Origin of the sequence: Pectobacterium wasabiae CFBP 3304, from assembly GCF_001742185.1 — a bacterium.
GTDB classification, from domain to species: Bacteria; Pseudomonadota; Gammaproteobacteria; order Enterobacterales; family Enterobacteriaceae; genus Pectobacterium; species Pectobacterium wasabiae.
On sequence record NZ_CP015750.1, the window covers coordinates 541,725 to 557,616 of the forward strand.

At 51.5% G+C, this 15,892-nt stretch carries 17 protein-coding genes; 12 read left to right on the top strand and 5 right to left on the bottom strand.

The features are described from left to right. From gluQRS to panD, 6 genes are all read left to right on the top strand, one after another. Positions 1 to 969: a tRNA glutamyl-Q(34) synthetase GluQRS gene (gene gluQRS, locus A7983_RS02485; protein ID WP_005969027.1), complete on the top strand. Its 969-nt coding sequence runs from the start codon at positions 1 to 3 to the stop codon at positions 967 to 969. Between the two features lie 106 nt (positions 970 to 1,075). Continuing rightward, a complete protein-coding gene (gene pcnB, locus A7983_RS02490; RefSeq protein ID WP_206536645.1) occupies positions 1,076 to 2,488 on the top strand; it encodes a polynucleotide adenylyltransferase PcnB in 1,413 nt (470 codons plus the stop codon). After that, positions 2,488 to 2,985 (top strand): 2-amino-4-hydroxy-6-hydroxymethyldihydropteridine diphosphokinase, encoded by a 498-nt coding sequence (gene folK / locus A7983_RS02495; RefSeq protein ID WP_005969023.1) that lies wholly within the window; start codon positions 2,488 to 2,490, stop codon positions 2,983 to 2,985. Before pcnB ends, folK begins: the two co-directional genes overlap by 1 nt. 116 nt (positions 2,986 to 3,101) lie before the next feature. Continuing rightward, positions 3,102 to 3,896 (top strand): 3-methyl-2-oxobutanoate hydroxymethyltransferase, encoded by a 795-nt coding sequence (panB, locus tag A7983_RS02500; protein ID WP_005969021.1) that lies wholly within the window; start codon positions 3,102 to 3,104, stop codon positions 3,894 to 3,896. A 62-nt stretch (positions 3,897 to 3,958) separates the two neighbouring features. Continuing rightward, positions 3,959 to 4,813 (top strand): pantoate--beta-alanine ligase, encoded by an 855-nt coding sequence (gene panC, locus A7983_RS02505; RefSeq protein WP_005969019.1) that lies wholly within the window; start codon positions 3,959 to 3,961, stop codon positions 4,811 to 4,813. A gap of 17 nt (positions 4,814 to 4,830) precedes the next feature. After that, the gene (gene panD / locus A7983_RS02510; RefSeq protein ID WP_005969017.1) at positions 4,831 to 5,211 is read left to right on the top strand and encodes an aspartate 1-decarboxylase; all 381 of its coding nucleotides are present in this window, start codon (positions 4,831 to 4,833) and stop codon (positions 5,209 to 5,211) included. Between the two features lie 68 nt (positions 5,212 to 5,279). On the opposite strand, the gene A7983_RS02515 is transcribed toward panD, so the two are convergent. Together A7983_RS02515 and A7983_RS02520 are read right to left on the bottom strand one after the other, a co-directional pair. Further along, positions 5,280 to 6,050, bottom strand: a complete 771-nt coding sequence (locus A7983_RS02515) for an ABC transporter permease (RefSeq protein ID WP_005969015.1) — start codon at positions 6,048 to 6,050, stop codon at positions 5,280 to 5,282. Then, positions 6,047 to 6,985: an ABC transporter ATP-binding protein gene (locus tag A7983_RS02520; protein WP_005969013.1), complete on the bottom strand. Its 939-nt coding sequence runs from the start codon at positions 6,983 to 6,985 to the stop codon at positions 6,047 to 6,049. The genes A7983_RS02515 and A7983_RS02520 overlap by 4 nt, the downstream gene beginning before the upstream one ends. Positions 6,986 to 7,318: 333 nt before the next feature. Between A7983_RS02520 and can the strand changes: the two genes are divergently transcribed. Next, the gene (gene can, locus A7983_RS02525) at positions 7,319 to 7,960 is read left to right on the top strand and encodes a carbonate dehydratase (RefSeq protein WP_005969011.1); all 642 of its coding nucleotides are present in this window, start codon (positions 7,319 to 7,321) and stop codon (positions 7,958 to 7,960) included. A gap of 59 nt (positions 7,961 to 8,019) precedes the next feature. Here can and hpt read toward each other — a convergent pair whose 3' ends face one another. Next, positions 8,020 to 8,556 (bottom strand): hypoxanthine phosphoribosyltransferase, encoded by a 537-nt coding sequence (hpt, locus tag A7983_RS02530; RefSeq protein WP_005969007.1) that lies wholly within the window; start codon positions 8,554 to 8,556, stop codon positions 8,020 to 8,022. Positions 8,557 to 8,705: 149 nt separating this feature from the next. Here hpt and A7983_RS02535 point away from each other — a divergent pair, with 149 nt between their 5' ends. Continuing rightward, positions 8,706 to 9,140, top strand: a complete 435-nt coding sequence (locus A7983_RS02535; RefSeq protein ID WP_005969005.1) for a GNAT family N-acetyltransferase — start codon at positions 8,706 to 8,708, stop codon at positions 9,138 to 9,140. Here the strand turns inward: A7983_RS02535 and A7983_RS02540 are convergent, their stop codons facing one another. Together A7983_RS02540 and A7983_RS02545 are read right to left on the bottom strand one after the other, a co-directional pair. Next, on the bottom strand, positions 9,141 to 10,226 hold the full coding sequence (locus A7983_RS02540) for an ABC transporter ATP-binding protein (RefSeq protein WP_005969003.1): 1,086 nt from the start codon (positions 10,224 to 10,226) through the stop codon (positions 9,141 to 9,143). It lies immediately after the preceding gene. A 4-nt stretch (positions 10,227 to 10,230) separates the two neighbouring features. Continuing rightward, on the bottom strand, positions 10,231 to 11,916 hold the full coding sequence (locus A7983_RS02545; RefSeq protein ID WP_005969001.1) for an ABC transporter permease: 1,686 nt from the start codon (positions 11,914 to 11,916) through the stop codon (positions 10,231 to 10,233). A gap of 352 nt (positions 11,917 to 12,268) precedes the next feature. Between A7983_RS02545 and A7983_RS02550 the strand changes: the two genes are divergently transcribed. The 4 genes from A7983_RS02550 to nrdE all read left to right on the top strand — a co-directional run bounded on the left by A7983_RS02550 (position 12,269) and on the right by nrdE (position 15,880). Beyond that, positions 12,269 to 12,616, top strand: coding sequence for a YacC family pilotin-like protein (locus tag A7983_RS02550; RefSeq protein ID WP_005968999.1), 348 nt, complete (start codon positions 12,269 to 12,271; stop codon positions 12,614 to 12,616). Positions 12,617 to 13,078: 462 nt separating this feature from the next. Continuing rightward, complete coding sequence (gene nrdH / locus A7983_RS02555) at positions 13,079 to 13,318, top strand: glutaredoxin-like protein NrdH (RefSeq protein WP_005968997.1); 240 nt, start codon at positions 13,079 to 13,081, stop codon at positions 13,316 to 13,318. Between the two features lie 10 nt (positions 13,319 to 13,328). Continuing rightward, the gene (gene nrdI / locus A7983_RS02560) at positions 13,329 to 13,736 is read left to right on the top strand and encodes a class Ib ribonucleoside-diphosphate reductase assembly flavoprotein NrdI (RefSeq protein WP_005968995.1); all 408 of its coding nucleotides are present in this window, start codon (positions 13,329 to 13,331) and stop codon (positions 13,734 to 13,736) included. After that, positions 13,733 to 15,880: a class 1b ribonucleoside-diphosphate reductase subunit alpha gene (gene nrdE / locus A7983_RS02565; RefSeq protein ID WP_172645152.1), complete on the top strand. Its 2,148-nt coding sequence runs from the start codon at positions 13,733 to 13,735 to the stop codon at positions 15,878 to 15,880. The genes nrdI and nrdE overlap by 4 nt, the downstream gene beginning before the upstream one ends. Positions 15,881 to 15,892 lie beyond the last annotated feature (12 nt).

A 15,892-nucleotide genomic window follows, 5' to 3' on the forward strand; every position in this document is an offset into this window, starting at 1 on the left:
ATGTCTGTGACCGATTGTTTTACCCAAGCTAATAATTTTACCCAAATTAATCATTTTACCGAAACTCATCGTTATGTCGGGCGTTTTGCTCCATCTCCCTCTGGTGACCTGCATTTTGGCTCACTGATCGCCGCACTAGGTAGTTATCTTCAAGCTCGTTCCCAACAAGGGCGCTGGCTGGTACGCATTGAAGATATCGATCCTCCACGGGAAATTCCCGGAGCCGCTTCCCGCATACTGGCACAGCTAGAGCACTACGGTCTGCACTGGGACGGTGAGGTGGTTTATCAGTCACAGCGTCATGCACGTTATCGCGAAATTCTTCAGAAACTTCAACAGCAGGGAATGAGCTATTACTGCACCTGTACGCGTAGCCGTATTCAGCAGCTAGGTGGGCACTATGATGGGTATTGCCGAACCCGCAACCTGCCCGCCGATAACGCGGCATTACGCCTGCGCCAGACGACGCCAGTATTGCACTTTTACGATAGATTGCGTGGCGATCTGTATGCCGACCACGCGCTCGCTCAGGAAGATTTTATTATCCACCGCCGCGACGGGCTATTTGCCTATAATCTGGCCGTGGTGATCGATGATAACGATCAGGGGATTACCGAGATCGTGCGCGGTGCCGATCTTATCGAGCCCACTGTTCGGCAAATCTCGCTCTATCGCCAGTTGGGTTACACGCTCCCCACCTACGTTCATCTGCCGCTGGTGCTGAATACTGAGGGAAATAAGCTTTCCAAACAAAATCATGCCCCCTCACTACCGAACGGCGATCCGCGTCCAGCGCTGCTTGCCGCACTGCAATTTTTGCATCAACCGCTGCCAGAAAACAGCCAAGATATGACACTTGCCGCGCTTCTGGCATGGTCTGTCGCACACTGGTCCTTGGATACCGTCCCGTTACAAGCAGCAATAAACGCGTCCGCGATCACATCAGCATTCTCAAAGGGGCATTGGTGAGCTATCATTAGCCGCTATTTTTCGTGGCGCGCCATCCTTAGCCGCCCCTTTGGGGGGCGACGCCAATGCTGTGCTGTTGATTTATCCATCACTATCGAGGTGTATTATCTTTTCCCGAGTTGCTAATTTTTGTCGTAAAGTACTGAATCGTGAGAACGAAATGGTCGAATCAGAGGAACCACGTCAGCATCTGACGGTGATCCCGCGTGACCAACATACTATTTCACGCAGTGACATCAGCGATAACGCGCTGAAAGTACTTTATCGCCTGAATAAAGCGGGCTACGAAGCTTATCTGGTTGGCGGCGGAGTACGCGATCTGCTGCTGGGCAAAAAGCCGAAGGATTTTGATATCACCACTAACGCCACGCCCGATCAGGTGCGCAAGTTGTTCCGCAACTGTCGTTTAGTTGGGCGTCGTTTCCGTCTCGCACATATCATGTTCGGGCCAGAGGTGATTGAAGTTGCCACGTTCCGTGGTCACCACGATCAGCATCAGGAGCAGCAAGAAGTCAAAAACTCTTCTCAGCAGGCTCAGAGCGGCATGCTGTTGCGCGATAACATTTTTGGTTCGGTAGAAGAAGACGCTCAACGCCGTGATTTCTCGATCAATAGCCTCTACTACAGCATTGCTGATTTCAGTGTTCGCGATTATACCAATGGCCTGAACGATCTGCGTCAGGGTGTCATTCGCATGATCGGCGATCCTGAAACGCGCTACCGAGAAGATCCCGTGCGCATGCTGCGTGCCGTTCGTTTCGCCGCCAAGCTGAACATGACCGTCAGCCCAGAAACTGCCGAACCGATTCCTCGTCTAGCCTCATTGCTGCACGATATTCCCGCCGCGCGGATGTTTGAAGAGTCGCTGAAGCTGCTTCAGTCAGGCTATGGCTATCCAACCTATAAAATGCTGTGTGAATATCAACTGTTCCAGCCGCTTTTTCCGCTGCTGAGCCGTCATTTCACACCAAACGGCGATTCCACGCTGGAACGCATGGTTGCTCAGGTGTTGAAAAACACCGATCAGCGTTTGCAAAACGACATGCGGGTAAATCCGGCATTTTTGTTCTCCGCCATGCTGTGGTATCCGCTGATTGAACATGCGCAAAAGCTGGCTCAGGAAAGCGGTCTGGCCTACTTCGATGCGTTCGCGCTGGCAATGAACGATGTACTGGACGAACAGTGCCGTTCTCTGGCGATCCCTAAGCGTATTACCTCGTTAGTCCGCGATATTTGGCAACTACAGACGCGCCTGTCTCGTCGTCAGGGTAAGCGCGCTTACAAGCTAATGGAACATCCTAAATTCCGCGCCGCGTATGACCTATTGTGCCTGCGTGCCGAAATCGAAAACCATCAGGAGCTGTTGCGTCTGGCTCAGTGGTGGGGAGAATTCCAGGTTGCGACACCGCCACGCCAACAAACCATGCTGAGATCGCTGGATGACGGCCCGACACCACATCGTCGCTCCCGCCCTCGTCGTCCACGTAAACCGACGACGGCACGCAGGGATCAAGCCTGATGGCACGCGTGTATCTGGCGCTGGGCAGCAATCTTGCCCAGCCTTTGCAACAGGTACGCGCCGCACTGGCTGCGCTGGATACGATTCCACAGACTCACGTCGTTCGCTGTTCCTCGTTTTATCGTAGCCGCCCGCTCGGCCCACAGGATCAGCCGGATTATCTTAATGCCGTCGTTGAACTGGAAACTGCATTAGCCGCCGAGTCATTGCTCGATTGCACACAGGCTATTGAGCTGGAACAAGGCCGCGAACGTAAAGCGCACCGCTGGGGCCCGCGCACGTTGGATCTGGACATCCTGCTGTTCGGTGATGCCACTATCCAGACGGAACGTCTGACAGTGCCGCATTACGATATGAAAAATCGTGAATTCATGCTCTACCCGCTCGCAGAAATCGCCCCTGATCTGACATTCCCCGACGGCGAAACGCTCGTGCAACGACTAACCCATGTCGATCGCAACGGTCTGACATTGTGGAACGACAACAATCCCACCTGAGCCACAATAACGCCAACAGACAAGCAGATTGAAGCATGGCGGGTATATCGCTACACGTCGGCTTACATTAGAATGTTCCCCTCAATTCTTCGCCCTATTGACATAGGAAGACCGTCATGAAACCGACGACTATCTCCCACTTGCGCCAATGGAAACAAGAGCAGCGAAAATTCGCTACGATAACGGCTTACGACGCCAGCTTTTCTCGTTTGTTTTTTGAACAAGGTATTCGTGTGATGCTGGTGGGTGACTCTCTGGGAATGACCGTGCAAGGTCATGATTCCACTTTGCCCGTAACCACACACGACATCGTCTACCATACACAGTGCGTTCGACGCGGTGCGCCACTCGCGCTGGTTCTCTCCGATATGCCGTTTATGACCTATGCCACGCCAGAACAAACATTTAGCCAGGCGGCAGAACTGATGCGTGCCGGTGCGAATATGGTCAAGCTGGAAGGTGGAAGCTGGCTTGCCCCAACGGTAAAAATGCTGACTGAACGGGCCGTACCCGTTTGCGGTCATCTGGGCCTGACGCCGCAGTCCGTTAATATCTTCGGTGGCTATAAAATTCAGGGCCGCAGCGAAACCGATGCCAACCAGTTGCTGGCTGATGCTCTGGCGTTAGAAGACGCTGGCGCGCAGTTGCTTGTACTAGAATGCGTGCCTGTCGCGCTGGCTAAACGCGTAACGGATGCGCTGTCGATTCCGGTGATCGGTATTGGCGCAGGCAATGTTACCGACGGGCAGATTCTCGTCATGCATGATGCCTTCGGCATAACTGGCGACAACACGCCTAAGTTCGCCAAGAACTTTCTGGCGCAAAGCGGTGATATTCGTGCAGCGGCACGCCTGTATGTACAGGAAGTCGAACAGGGTCTCTATCCAGCCGAAGCGCATTCATTTCATTGAGAACACTCGTTTCATTAAAGAACGAGCACTCCATTAACCGGGCTATTTTTAGGAGTACGGGTGTGTTAATTATCGAAACCCCTCTGCTGCTGCGTCGCGAAATTCGTCGCTGGCGTCAGGAAGGGAAACGCATTGCTTTGGTTCCCACTATGGGCAATTTGCACGACGGGCATATGACGCTAGTCGATGAAGCCAGAGCGCGCGCTGACATCGTTATTGTCAGCATTTTTGTCAATCCCATGCAGTTTGAGCGGCCAGATGATTTAGCCCGCTACCCACGGACGTTGCAGGAAGATTGCGAGAAATTGAACCGCCGTGGTGCCGATCTGGTTTTCGCACCGAGCCCGGATGTGGTATACCCAAATGGACTGGAATCGCAAACGTTTGTCGATGTACCCGGCCTGTCTGCTATGTTGGAAGGGGCCAGCCGTCCAGGCCACTTCCGGGGCGTAGCCACCATCGTTAGCAAGCTGTTCAATCTGGTACAGCCGGATTTGGCCTGCTTCGGCGAGAAGGATTACCAACAGTTAGCGCTGATTCGGCAGCTTGTTCGCGACATGGGCTATGACATTGATATTGTCGGCGTTCCTATCGTGCGTGCAAAAGATGGTTTGGCATTGAGTTCGCGTAATGGCTATCTCAGTGCGGAAGAGCGCCAGCTAGCACCACAACTTTATCAGTTGATGATGGCGCTCTCAGCGCAGTTGGACAACGGCGATCGCCAGATCGATACATTACTGGAACAAACGACAGAGAAATTGCACGAAGCAGGCTTTACGCCTGATGAACTGTTTATTCGCGATGCTGATACGCTACAACCGCTGAGCACTGCCAGCACGCGTGCAGTGATTTTGATGGCTGCCTGGTTAGGCAAGGCCAGATTGATTGATAACCACCAGGTCGATTTGACTGTATGAACCGAGGTAACAAAGCGATGATACGTACCATGCTGCAAGGCAAGCTGCACCGGGTCAAAGTGACTCAGGCTGACTTGCATTATGAAGGCTCTTGCGCCATCGATCAGGATTTTATGGATGCTGCCGGCATTCTGGAATACGAAGCGATTGATATCTACAACGTTGATAACGGTCAGCGTTTCTCTACCTACGCTATTGCAGGCGAAAGAGGCTCACGCATTATCTCCGTGAACGGTGCCGCCGCTCGCTGCGCCTGCGTGGGCGACAAGCTGATTATCTGTTCCTACGTGCAGATGTCGGATGAGCAAGCCAGAAGCCACAGTCCTAAGGTTGCCTATTTCTCTGGCGAGAACGAACTGCAACGTCAGGCCAAAGCGATTCCGGTCCAGGTCGCCTGATCGCTTTATCGACAAGCAAAAGGCGGTGTTACCACCGCCTTCTCATCAAGCTATATATAACTGACAAATTATGTCCGCAGCCCGCGTCCGCGTTCAATCAGCCACCAGACCAGCAGATAAAACACCACGATAAAGGCAATCAGTACCGACATCGTGAACAGCAGCGGCACATCCTGAATCCCGAGGAAGCCGTAGCGGAAGCCGCTGATCATGTACACCACCGGGTTCAGTTTGGAAATGGCCTGCCAGACAGGCGGCAACAGCGTCAATGAGTAGAACACGCCGCCCAGATAGGTCAGAGGCGTCAACACAAACGTTGGAATCAGACTGATGTCATCAAAGGTTTTCGCAAACACCGCATTCAGCAATCCCGCCAGCGAGAACAGCGTCGCTGTTAGTAATAGTGTCAGAACAATAACCCACCAGGCATGCACATGCAGCGGAACGAAGAACAGCGACACCGCAGTGACCAGAATCCCTACGCACACACCACGCGCGATCCCACCGCCAATATAACCCGCAATGATCACGTGTGTTGGCACAGGCGCGACCAGCAGTTCTTCAATATTGCGCTGAAACTTGGCACTAAAAAAGGAAGAGGCTACGTTGGCATAGGCGTTGGTAATCACCGCCATCATGATCAGGCCCGGTACGATAAACTGCATGTAGGTAAAACCGTGCATTTCGCCAATACGTGAACCAATCAGGTTACCGAAAATAATAAAGTACAACGTCATGGTGATCACTGGCGGCACCAGCGTCTGAATCCAGATCCGACCAAATCGGGTCACTTCTTTAACCCAGATACTCTGTAGCGCCACCCAATACAAACGCATCATGCCTTTTCTCCCTTACCGTTCACCCCGTCCCCATTAACCAACGTGACAAACAGCTCTTCTAACCGGTTAGCTTTATTACGCATACTTAATATTGTTATCCCTTGCGCGCTTAGCTGGCTGAATAACGCGTTCAAACCTTGCTCACGCATCACATCCACTTCCAGCGTTGACGTATCCATCAGGCGGAACGCATAACCTTCAAGCTGTGGTAACGGGCTTTTTGCCGCCAGATCAAAAATAAACGTTTCAGACTTCAGTTGAGCAAGTAACTGCTTCATCGAGGTGTTCTCCACCAGCTCACCCCGCTGAATGATCCCGATATTGCGGCACAGCATTTCCGCTTCTTCCAGATAGTGCGTCGTCAGGATAATCGTGGTGCCCTGTGCATTTAGCTCTTTCAAAAAGCCCCACATGGAACGACGCAATTCGATATCCACACCCGCCGTTGGTTCATCAAGAATCAGCAACTTAGGCTCGTGCATTAATGCACGCGCAATCATCAGGCGGCGCTTCATCCCCCCCGACAACATCATTGCTTTTTCGCTGCGTTTCTCCCACAGATCGAGCTGTTTCAGGTATTTTTCCGCACGTAGCAATGCATCCTGACGTTTCACACCGTAGTAGCCAGCCTGATTAACCACAATCTGTAATACCGTCTCGAACTGATTGAAGTTAAATTCCTGCGGAACCAGCCCCAACTGGCGTTTCGCATTCACTTTATCCAGCTCAAGATCGTAACCAAAGACGCGGACTTTACCGGCAGTTTTGTTCACCAACGAGCTGATAATTCCAATCGTAGTGGATTTTCCTGCGCCATTCGGCCCCAGCAGTGCATAGAAATCCCCCGCTTCCACGTTCAGGTCGATCCCCCGTAACGCCTTGACGCCTCCCGAATAAGTTTTGGTTAGTTGCGCCAGTTCCAGTGCATATGTCATAAGAAATGGATTGCCTTATTATCAGTGAGTTCTACAGATTCGAAGTGTGACAAATAAATACTCTACATAATTCAAGTTTCAGGCAGGCGGCAAGCGAGGGACAAATTCGTCGGGAACGAATTTGACCAGCCAAAGGCTGGCCTCCGGTGAGAGACAGGATGTCCCTCATTTCATCCCGATGAGCTTACTCAAGTAAGTGATTCGGGTGAATGAACGCAGCCAACGTACATGCAACTTGAAGTATGACGAGTATAAACTATCGTTTTTCAAACGACGCATGTTGCCTTATATTACTCCCCACTGCCCCTTGTTTGTTACAGGTCATTTACTTTCATGAAAGAAATCGAAACGCTCATCGCCAATAACCAGCTTTGGTCTAAAACGATGGTGGAAGAGGATCCTGGCTATTTTGAACGTCTGGCGCAGGCGCAACGTCCCCGCTTTCTATGGATTGGATGCTCGGACAGTCGCGTACCTGCGGAAAGTCTGACCAGCCTTGAGCCTGGTGAACTGTTTGTTCACCGTAACGTCGCAAATCTGGTTATTCACACCGACCTAAATTGCCTGTCTGTCGTGCAATATGCCGTCGAAGTTCTCGAAGTCGAACACATCATCATCTGCGGCCACTACGGCTGTGGCGGTGTTCAGGCGGCGGTGGAAAACCCGGAGCTGGGTTTGATTAACAACTGGCTGCTGCATATCCGTGATTTGTGGTACAAGCATAGTTCGCTGCTGGGGGAATTGCCTCCCGAACAGCGCCTGAATACGCTATGTGAAATCAACGTTGTCGAGCAGGTTTATAACCTCGGCCACTCCACCATCATGCAGTCCGCATGGAAACGTGGGCAGAAAGTCACGATCCACGGTTGGGTATACGGTATTCAGGATGGCCGACTGCGCGATCTGGAAGTGACGGCAACCAACCGGGAGACGCTGGAACAGCGTTATCGCCGCGCGATTTCCACTCTGTCTTGAGTCGCTGCCTGACGCCCACTCACTGGGCGTCGCTCACGGCATCGGCTTTATCTTGATCGTTATTCTTGCGGAACAACCTTGCCGACGTAAGGTAAATGGCGATAGTGCTGAGCATAGTCGATGCCGTAACCCACGACGAACTCATCAGGGATCGAGAACCCAACCCACTCCACTTTTACTGCCACTTCACGGCGCTCTGGTTTGTCCAGCAGCGTACAGATAGCCAACGATTTCGGCTCACGCAGTTGTAGAATTTCCCGCACTTTGCTCAGGGTATTGCCTGAGTCGATGATATCTTCAACGATCAATACGTCTTTGCCGCGAATATCTTCATCCAGATCTTTCAGGATTTTAACATCGCGCGTACTGTTCATACCGCTGCCATAGCTGGATGCCGTCATGAAATCCACTTCGTGAGGAACATCGATCGTCCGGCATAAATCGGCCATAAAGATAAACGAGCCGCGCAATAACCCCACCAGCACCATATCGCTGCCGCTATTACGGTAGTGTTCGCTGATCTGTTGCCCCAGTTCGGTAACCCGCGCCATCACTTCCTGCTCAGAAATCATGACTTCCACGGTATGTTTCATCATACTGATAACTCTTTGAAGTAAGGTATTCAGCACCATCGGAAAAACGATTGACCCATTATCGATGATGCGCCAATGCTGACGTTTAAATCAGTCTGGGCAGTGCCCAAGCGCGCGAAGTATATCAGAAACCACACCGTGAAGGAGACATCATGAGCACACCCCCCGTGGATGTTTGCTACAAAGTGAACGCCCCACTTTCTCGCCAGCAGTTCGTTGAGCTGTTAGCGAAAACTTCATTAGGACCACGTCGCCCACTGGATGATGAGGTAGCGATTGCAGGTATGCTTAAGCACGCCAACCTGCTGGTTTCCGCATGGCGAGGGGGAACACTGGTGGGGATTGCACGCAGCGTAACGGATTTTCATTTTTGCTGTTATCTGTCCGATCTGGCGGTATCAGAGGACTGTCAGCATGCCGGGATAGGAAAGAAGTTGATTCAGGAAACCGCTCAGCAGTTGGAAAAAGGCTGCAAAATCATTTTGCTGGCCGCACCGCTAGCGGTAGATTACTACCCGAAACTAGGGTTTGAAAAGCACAACAGCGCCTGGATCAGGCCTGCATCAGATTTACACGCAGACGCGTAATCATTTCTTTTCAGAACCGTCAGCCGGACTGCTGACGGCCGGCAAAGCCGGATACAGAACCGGAGGATCCGTCTTAATGCTCAAACGTATCTGCTGTCCTGGTTCAAACCAGTTTCCGGTCTGCACCAATAACATCAGCTCCCCCAATTTCACCCGATACAAGTTTGATGTGCCCATAAACAGCCGATCTTCGATAAATGCCGGGCCATCAGGATCAAGCGCCAACGCCACATCAGCCGGACGAACCATCCAATCGCACTGCGAATCGATCGGCTGATTGAGAGGGTGTGTTGCATGATGATCGCCCAATGGGCTCTGCCATTGATGGTCACTCATAATTTTCACAGGTAAATAGTTCGTATTCCCCATAAAATCAGCCACAAAGCGACTATTCGGGCGATGATACAGCTCAGATGGATAGCCCTGCTGCATAATTTTCCCTTCATCCAGCAGAATCAGATGGTCGGCACAGGCAAAAGCTTCTTCCCGACTGTGCGTGGCGAACACCGCCGCGACATGACGCTGTTTCAGAACCTGCCGCAATTCAGTAATCAGGCGATAGCGGGTCTGGCTGTCCAAACCGGGAAACGGCTCATCCAGCAGCAATAATTTTGGTTCACAGGCTAGCGCGCGGGCTATGGCCAAACGCTGTTGCTGTTCATTTGATAGCTCGTGTGGATAACGCGCGGCAACCTCGTCCAGTTGGAAAAGCGCCAGCATCTCCGCACAAATTGGCTTCACCTCGCTTTCCGGGCGGCCATATAACCCAAACGCAATGTTACCTTCAACGGTCAGATGCGGGAAAAGTGCATAGTCCTGAAAAATCAGCCCAACCTGACGCTGTTCAGGCAGGACATATTCTTGCGGTGAGCTGACGGGCTCACCGTCCAACAAAATTTTGCCCTGCGTAATCGGCAGCAGGCCCGCAATCACCTGTAGTAGCGCCGTTTTGCCGCAGTTGTTCCTGCCTAGCAGACAGATTGTCTCATCGTCGCGCACGGCAAATGAGATGTTCTCCAACACCTGAGATTGCTGCAACGAACAACTTACCGACTGAACGCTCAGAATATCTATCGACGCGGCCATGTGATTATCCTTTTATGTTCAATGCGCGATTCAGCCCAAAAATCGGTATCAACCCTACCGCCACCAGCACCAGCGCAGGAAAGGCAAATGACGCTATCTGCTCACTCGCCGTAAAGCGAAAAACATAGGTTGCCAGCGTATCGATCCCAAAAGGACGCAACAGCAGCGAGACATTCAACTCTTTCATGCTTTCCGTGAAGATCAGCAACGCGCCGATGAACACACTGCGACGCAACAACGGTAGATGCACGCGTGACCAACGGTTGAGGGGGGAAGCGCCCAGCACAAGGCTCGCGCTATCCAGCGACCGCGGAATAGCGTCCATGCTGCGCTCAAGACTGTCTAGCATCAAACGCCCAAATTTAACGCTATAGGCGAGGATGAGAATAAACAGCGATCCCGCCAGCCAGGCATCTGCCGTGGGTAACCCAGCAGCGCTGGCAAATAGATTAATTCCGCTGTCCACCAGCGACAGCAAAGTAAACAGCCCAACGGCCAGTACCGTACCAGGCAAGGCAAAACTCAGGCTCACCAGCCGCACTGGCGTCTGATTGGCAAACACGCCAGCCGTGCGCGTGTAGAAGATAAACGACAGTGTCATTAGCGTAATGATGACGGTCGCCGTGGCGGATGCCAACAGGCTGTTCATTACCGCGTGAAGGAATGCCATATCCCATATCGACATCATGTGCCGCAGAGCAAGAAATAATAGGTACATCACTGGGAACAGGAACGAAAGACAAACGACGCCCCAGCAATAACTGCGAACCGCCCTGCTGCGCCACCCACTCAACACAGGCGGCACCACCAGAGAGGAATTCGCCTGAGCTTGATAAATTTTCTGCTTCCGACGCCAGAAATTCACCAGAAACATCAAGAGAAAGATCGCGGGCAGAATCAATACCCCAAGACGCGCGGCTGCCCCCAAATCGCCCTGTCCCTGCCAGATATCCAGTACCTGTGTTGTCATGGTTGGAATACCCAGATAAGACGCCGCACCATAATCACCCAGCGTCTCGACCACCACTAACGCGCCGCCACAGGCAATCGCTGGCAGTGCAATAGGCAAACATAAGCGACGGAATACCTGAGCACGCGTCTGATTCAGTAAGCGGGCTGAATGAATCAGACTAGCAGGTTGTTTCACTAACGCTTCGCGCACCAACAGGTAAATGTAGGGGTACAACACCAGCGCCAGAACCAAACTCACACAGCCGAGTGAAACGGCTAGCCCAGCAACGTGAGATTCTCCCCACGGCGATGTTATCTGTAGCCCTCCTTCCCTTAACAACAGGAACAAGTGTTGTAACGCATCGGTATAAAGGTAAGCGAGCAGGAAAGCGGGCATCGCAAGCGGCAGGCAAAGCGCCCATTGCAACACGCGATGGCCGGGAAAGCGGTACATGGCGATAAACCAGGCCGAAGGCAAGCCAAACAGTAGACTGAAGAAAAGCGTCCCCATCACGATGACCGCGGAATGCATCAGGTAGGTAGGTAAACCGATTTGCCACAGTTGGGTAAATCCGAGTCCTCCGGCAAAAAAAGCCTGATAAAAAACCGTCGCTAAAGGAAGCAGCAACAGTCCCGCCAACAACCAACTACTGACGCGCCAGACACCGGAGATCATAGAATAAAAACTGTATTGGATAAGATCGTTGTTATTAATAACAGAGCCTGACAGCGACGTCATCGTATCAAACAGCGATAAATAGGCTCTAATCCTGCGATTAATCTGATACGACTTTTACCATCGAAATAAAATAGAATAAAAAGCTTACATTTCAGATATTTATTAAAATCACCTTTCCTTCATTGCGGATCTTTTTTTATTGCGATCCCCGCAATAATTCGAGTTGCCAAACACGATGTTACCGTTTTTGAACAACACGGCGCGTTGACCCACGAATGCGTACTTAAGAAAAACAGACCGACATGCAGCTTGAAGGATGACAGGGCTATCAGATGTTTCCCGTAAGAAAGCTTGGAAAACCCTGTAATATCTGTGATAACGTCACCCGACAACATTTGGAACAGGTTCAACCATGAAAAACTCTGCGCTGGCTCTGCTCCTGCTAAGCCTGATGAGCTTCTCTTCCGCCAGCAAGGCACTGAATGAATTTGAGGCGGAAGATCTAGCCGATCTGACTGCGATCTTTGTTTATCTGAAAAACCACTGTGGCTACCAAGACCTGCCAAATGAACAGGTTCGTCGGACGTTGGTTGCATTTGCTCAACAGAATCGCTGGGATCTCAGTAATTATAGCGCCTATGACATGACGGCAATGGGTGAAGACAGCTATCGCGACCTCAGTAAAATCGCAATCCCAACCCCGAAGAAATGCCAGTCTCTGGCACGCAACTCGCTCGGTTTGCTCTCCTACGCGCAGTAATTCCCCTCCTCCACGCAGACTGGAATTTGACCGAGCAAGCGACAAAAGGGTCGGCTATGGTAGCGCGCCAATTTTCATAGCTGCTATCGCATAGGAGACCCTGACATGTCCCAAAAAGAAATTTTCCCATCCTGTAATCGACAGTCTTAGGCAGCGGCGCTGCTTTTTTCGTTTTTCCCGCACACTATTTCGTCAAGAATGATGTGCATCACATTTATTTCTTTCTGCATTTTTTACTTGCATTCTCTACCAGCCTTGCCACATCTGGGTTTGCGTTAATTTAGATAAGGCCAACTAAAAATCATATATCTTGTGTGGTTGAAATTTTAAATACCTACATCTAGTATTCTTCGTGTAGCACTCGCGTAACGGGTCGCTACCCAGTGGATCGGTTCGGGTGAATGCGCCCTGAAGATAGCCGCTCCGACATACTTCTTTCACGCCAAAGGGTAAATACGAATCATGCGTATTACTATTTTCACTAAGCCAGATTGTGTTCAATGCAACGCCACATGTCGTGCGCTGGATAAGCAGGGAATTAACTATCAACTGGTGGACTTAACTGAAGATGAACAGGCGTTACAGCAGGTAAGAGCGTTGGGCTATCAGCAGGTGCCCGTCGTGATGACGGCCAATGACCATTGGAGCGGTTTCCGCCCGGATAAGATCAGTACTCTGAACGCTGCCCTGCCATTGCAGTAAGGGAGGCCATATGAACCCGCTGGTCTATTTCTCCAGCCAGTCGGAAAACACGCATCGCTTCATTTCCAGGGTTGGTTTACCAGCCCTGAGAATTCCGATAGCGACAGAACAGCCTGCATTGAAAGTTGATCGCCCCTATATACTGGTTGTCCCCAGCTATGGCGGAGGCAGCACGAAAGGGGCTGTGCCGCGTCAGGTCATCATCTTTCTCAACGATCCGCACAATCGCGCTTATCTGCGCGGCGTGATTGCCGCAGGCAATACCAATTTCGGTGCAGCGTACTGCATCGCCGGTGACATCATCGCGCAGAAATGTCAGGTTCCCTACCTGTATCGCTTTGAATTACTCGGCACGCCAGAAGACGTTGCAAATGTGCGTAAGGGAGTAACTGAATTTTGGCAACAACAGACCACGTGAGTGCAAAGGCAACCAAGGCCGACGCGGAAGCCCACTCGCTCGATTACCATGCGCTGAACGCCATGCTGAACCTCTACGACGCAGAGGGAAATATCCAGTTCGAGATGGATAAACTCGCGGCACGCCGTTATTTTCTGCAACATGTGAACCAGAACACCGTGTTTTTCCACAATCTGGAAGAAAAGCTGCGTTATCTGGTTGAAGAAGGCTACTACGAAGCGGACGTGTTAGATCAATACCACTTCGATTTCATCAAGAGTCTTTTCCAGCAGGCTTACGCTCACAAATTCCGCTTCCAAACTTTCCTAGGTGCGTTCAAATACTACACTGGCTATACGCTGAAAACCTTTGATGGCAAACGCTATCTGGAGCGCTACGAAGATCGCGTCTGCCTCGTAGCACTCGCCCTCGCCAAAGGGGATACCGCACTGGCTAGCGCGCTGGTCGACGAGATCATCAGCGGACGCTTCCAGCCTGCCACACCCACGTTCCTCAACTGCGGCAAAAAGCAGCGCGGTGAACTGGTCTCTTGCTTCCTGCTGCGTATCGAAGACAATATGGAGTCGATTGGTCGAGCGATTAACTCCGCGCTTCAGCTATCAAAACGTGGCGGTGGCGTGGCCTTCATGCTCAGCAACATCCGTGAAACGGGTGCGCCAATCAAGCGTATCGAAAATCAGTCATCCGGCATTATTCCTATCATGAAAATGCTGGAAGATGCATTCTCCTACGCCAACCAGCTTGGCGCACGTCAGGGTGCTGGCGCGGTGTACCTCAACGCACACCACCCGGATATTCTGCGTTTTCTGGATACCAAGCGGGAAAATGCCGATGAGAAAATCCGTATCAAGACGCTATCTTTGGGTGTAGTCATCCCCGATATCACGTTCCAACTTGCCAAGAATAATCAGGTGATGTACCTGTTCTCGCCCTATGATGTCGAACAGGTTTATGGCGTGCCGCTGTCAGAAATTAGCGTCACCGAAAAATACCACGAGATGGTCAACGACAAACGCATCCGTAAATCCCAAATTAAGGCGCGCGAATTCTTCCAGATCCTCGCCGAAATCCAGTTCGAATCCGGTTATCCCTACATGATGTTTGAGGATACGGTGAATCGCACGAACCCGATTCACGGCCGTATCAATATGAGTAATCTGTGCTCCGAGATTTTGCAGGTCAACGAAGCCAGCCTGTACAACGACGATCTTGGCTACAGCCACATTGGTAAAGACATCTCCTGCAACCTCGGTTCGATGAATATCGCCAACGCAATGGCATCGCCTGATTTCGGCCAGACGGTTGAAATGGCGATCCGCGCGCTAACTGCCGTTTCCGATATGAGCCACATCAGTTCAGTGCCATCTATCGAAAAAGGCAACGACCAATCACATGCGATTGGTTTAGGCCAGATGAACCTGCATGGCTACCTAGCGAAAGAGCGTATCTTTTATGGCACAGAAGAAGCCGTCGATTTCACCAATATCTATTTCTACACCGTTGCTTTCCACGCGATTCGGGCATCGAATGCGCTAGCGATAGAGCGTAACCAGCGCTTCTCTGGTTTTGAACTCTCAAAATACGCCACAGGCGAGTATTTTGATAAATACATCGAACAGCACTGGGAACCGACAACAGCTCGCGCACGTGAACTGTTTGAGCAGGCAGGCATCCACATTCCTACCCAGCAGGACTGGGCGGCGCTGCGCGAATCCGTCATTGCACACGGTATTTATAACCAGAACTTGCAGGCGGTTCCGCCGACCGGTTCGATTTCGTATATCAACCACTCGACGTCCAGCATCCACCCGATTGTGTCACGCATCGAAATTCGTAAAGAGGGCAAGATTGGCCGCGTCTACTACCCAGCCCCCTATATGAACAACGACAACCTGGAGTATTACCAGGATGCCTATGAGATCGGGCCGCAAAAGATCATCGACACCTACGCCGCCGCAACGCAGCACGTCGATCAGGGGCTGTCGCTAACACTATTTTTCCGCGATACCGCCACCACGCGTGACATCAATAAAGCGCAGATCTACGCCTGGACTAAGGGTATTAAAACTATTTATTACATTCGCATACGGCAGATGGCGCTGGAAGGCACCGAAGTTCAGGGCTGTGTGTCCTGTGCGCTATAAGCCATCGCGGAA

Excerpts from the sequence above, each read along its gene's own strand:
- gluQRS (WP_005969027.1), top strand. The coding sequence starts at position 1 with ATGTCTGTGACCGATTGTTTTACCCAAGCTAATAATTTTACCCAAATT.
- folK (WP_005969023.1), top strand. The coding sequence starts at position 2,488 with ATGGCACGCGTGTATCTGGCGCTGGGCAGCAATCTTGCCCAGCCTTTG.
- panB (WP_005969021.1), top strand. The coding sequence starts at position 3,102 with ATGAAACCGACGACTATCTCCCACTTGCGCCAATGGAAACAAGAGCAG.
- panD (WP_005969017.1), top strand. The coding sequence starts at position 4,831 with ATGATACGTACCATGCTGCAAGGCAAGCTGCACCGGGTCAAAGTGACT.
- A7983_RS02515 (WP_005969015.1), bottom strand. The coding sequence starts at position 6,050 with ATGATGCGTTTGTATTGGGTGGCGCTACAGAGTATCTGGGTTAAAGAA.
- A7983_RS02520 (WP_005969013.1), bottom strand. The coding sequence starts at position 6,985 with ATGACATATGCACTGGAACTGGCGCAACTAACCAAAACTTATTCGGGA.
- can (WP_005969011.1), top strand. The coding sequence starts at position 7,319 with ATGAAAGAAATCGAAACGCTCATCGCCAATAACCAGCTTTGGTCTAAA.
- hpt (WP_005969007.1), bottom strand. The coding sequence starts at position 8,556 with ATGATGAAACATACCGTGGAAGTCATGATTTCTGAGCAGGAAGTGATG.
- A7983_RS02535 (WP_005969005.1), top strand. The coding sequence starts at position 8,706 with ATGAGCACACCCCCCGTGGATGTTTGCTACAAAGTGAACGCCCCACTT.
- A7983_RS02540 (WP_005969003.1), bottom strand. The coding sequence starts at position 10,226 with ATGGCCGCGTCGATAGATATTCTGAGCGTTCAGTCGGTAAGTTGTTCG.
- A7983_RS02545 (WP_005969001.1), bottom strand. The coding sequence starts at position 11,916 with ATGACGTCGCTGTCAGGCTCTGTTATTAATAACAACGATCTTATCCAA.
- A7983_RS02550 (WP_005968999.1), top strand. The coding sequence starts at position 12,269 with ATGAAAAACTCTGCGCTGGCTCTGCTCCTGCTAAGCCTGATGAGCTTC.
- nrdH (WP_005968997.1), top strand. The coding sequence starts at position 13,079 with ATGCGTATTACTATTTTCACTAAGCCAGATTGTGTTCAATGCAACGCC.
- nrdI (WP_005968995.1), top strand. The coding sequence starts at position 13,329 with ATGAACCCGCTGGTCTATTTCTCCAGCCAGTCGGAAAACACGCATCGC.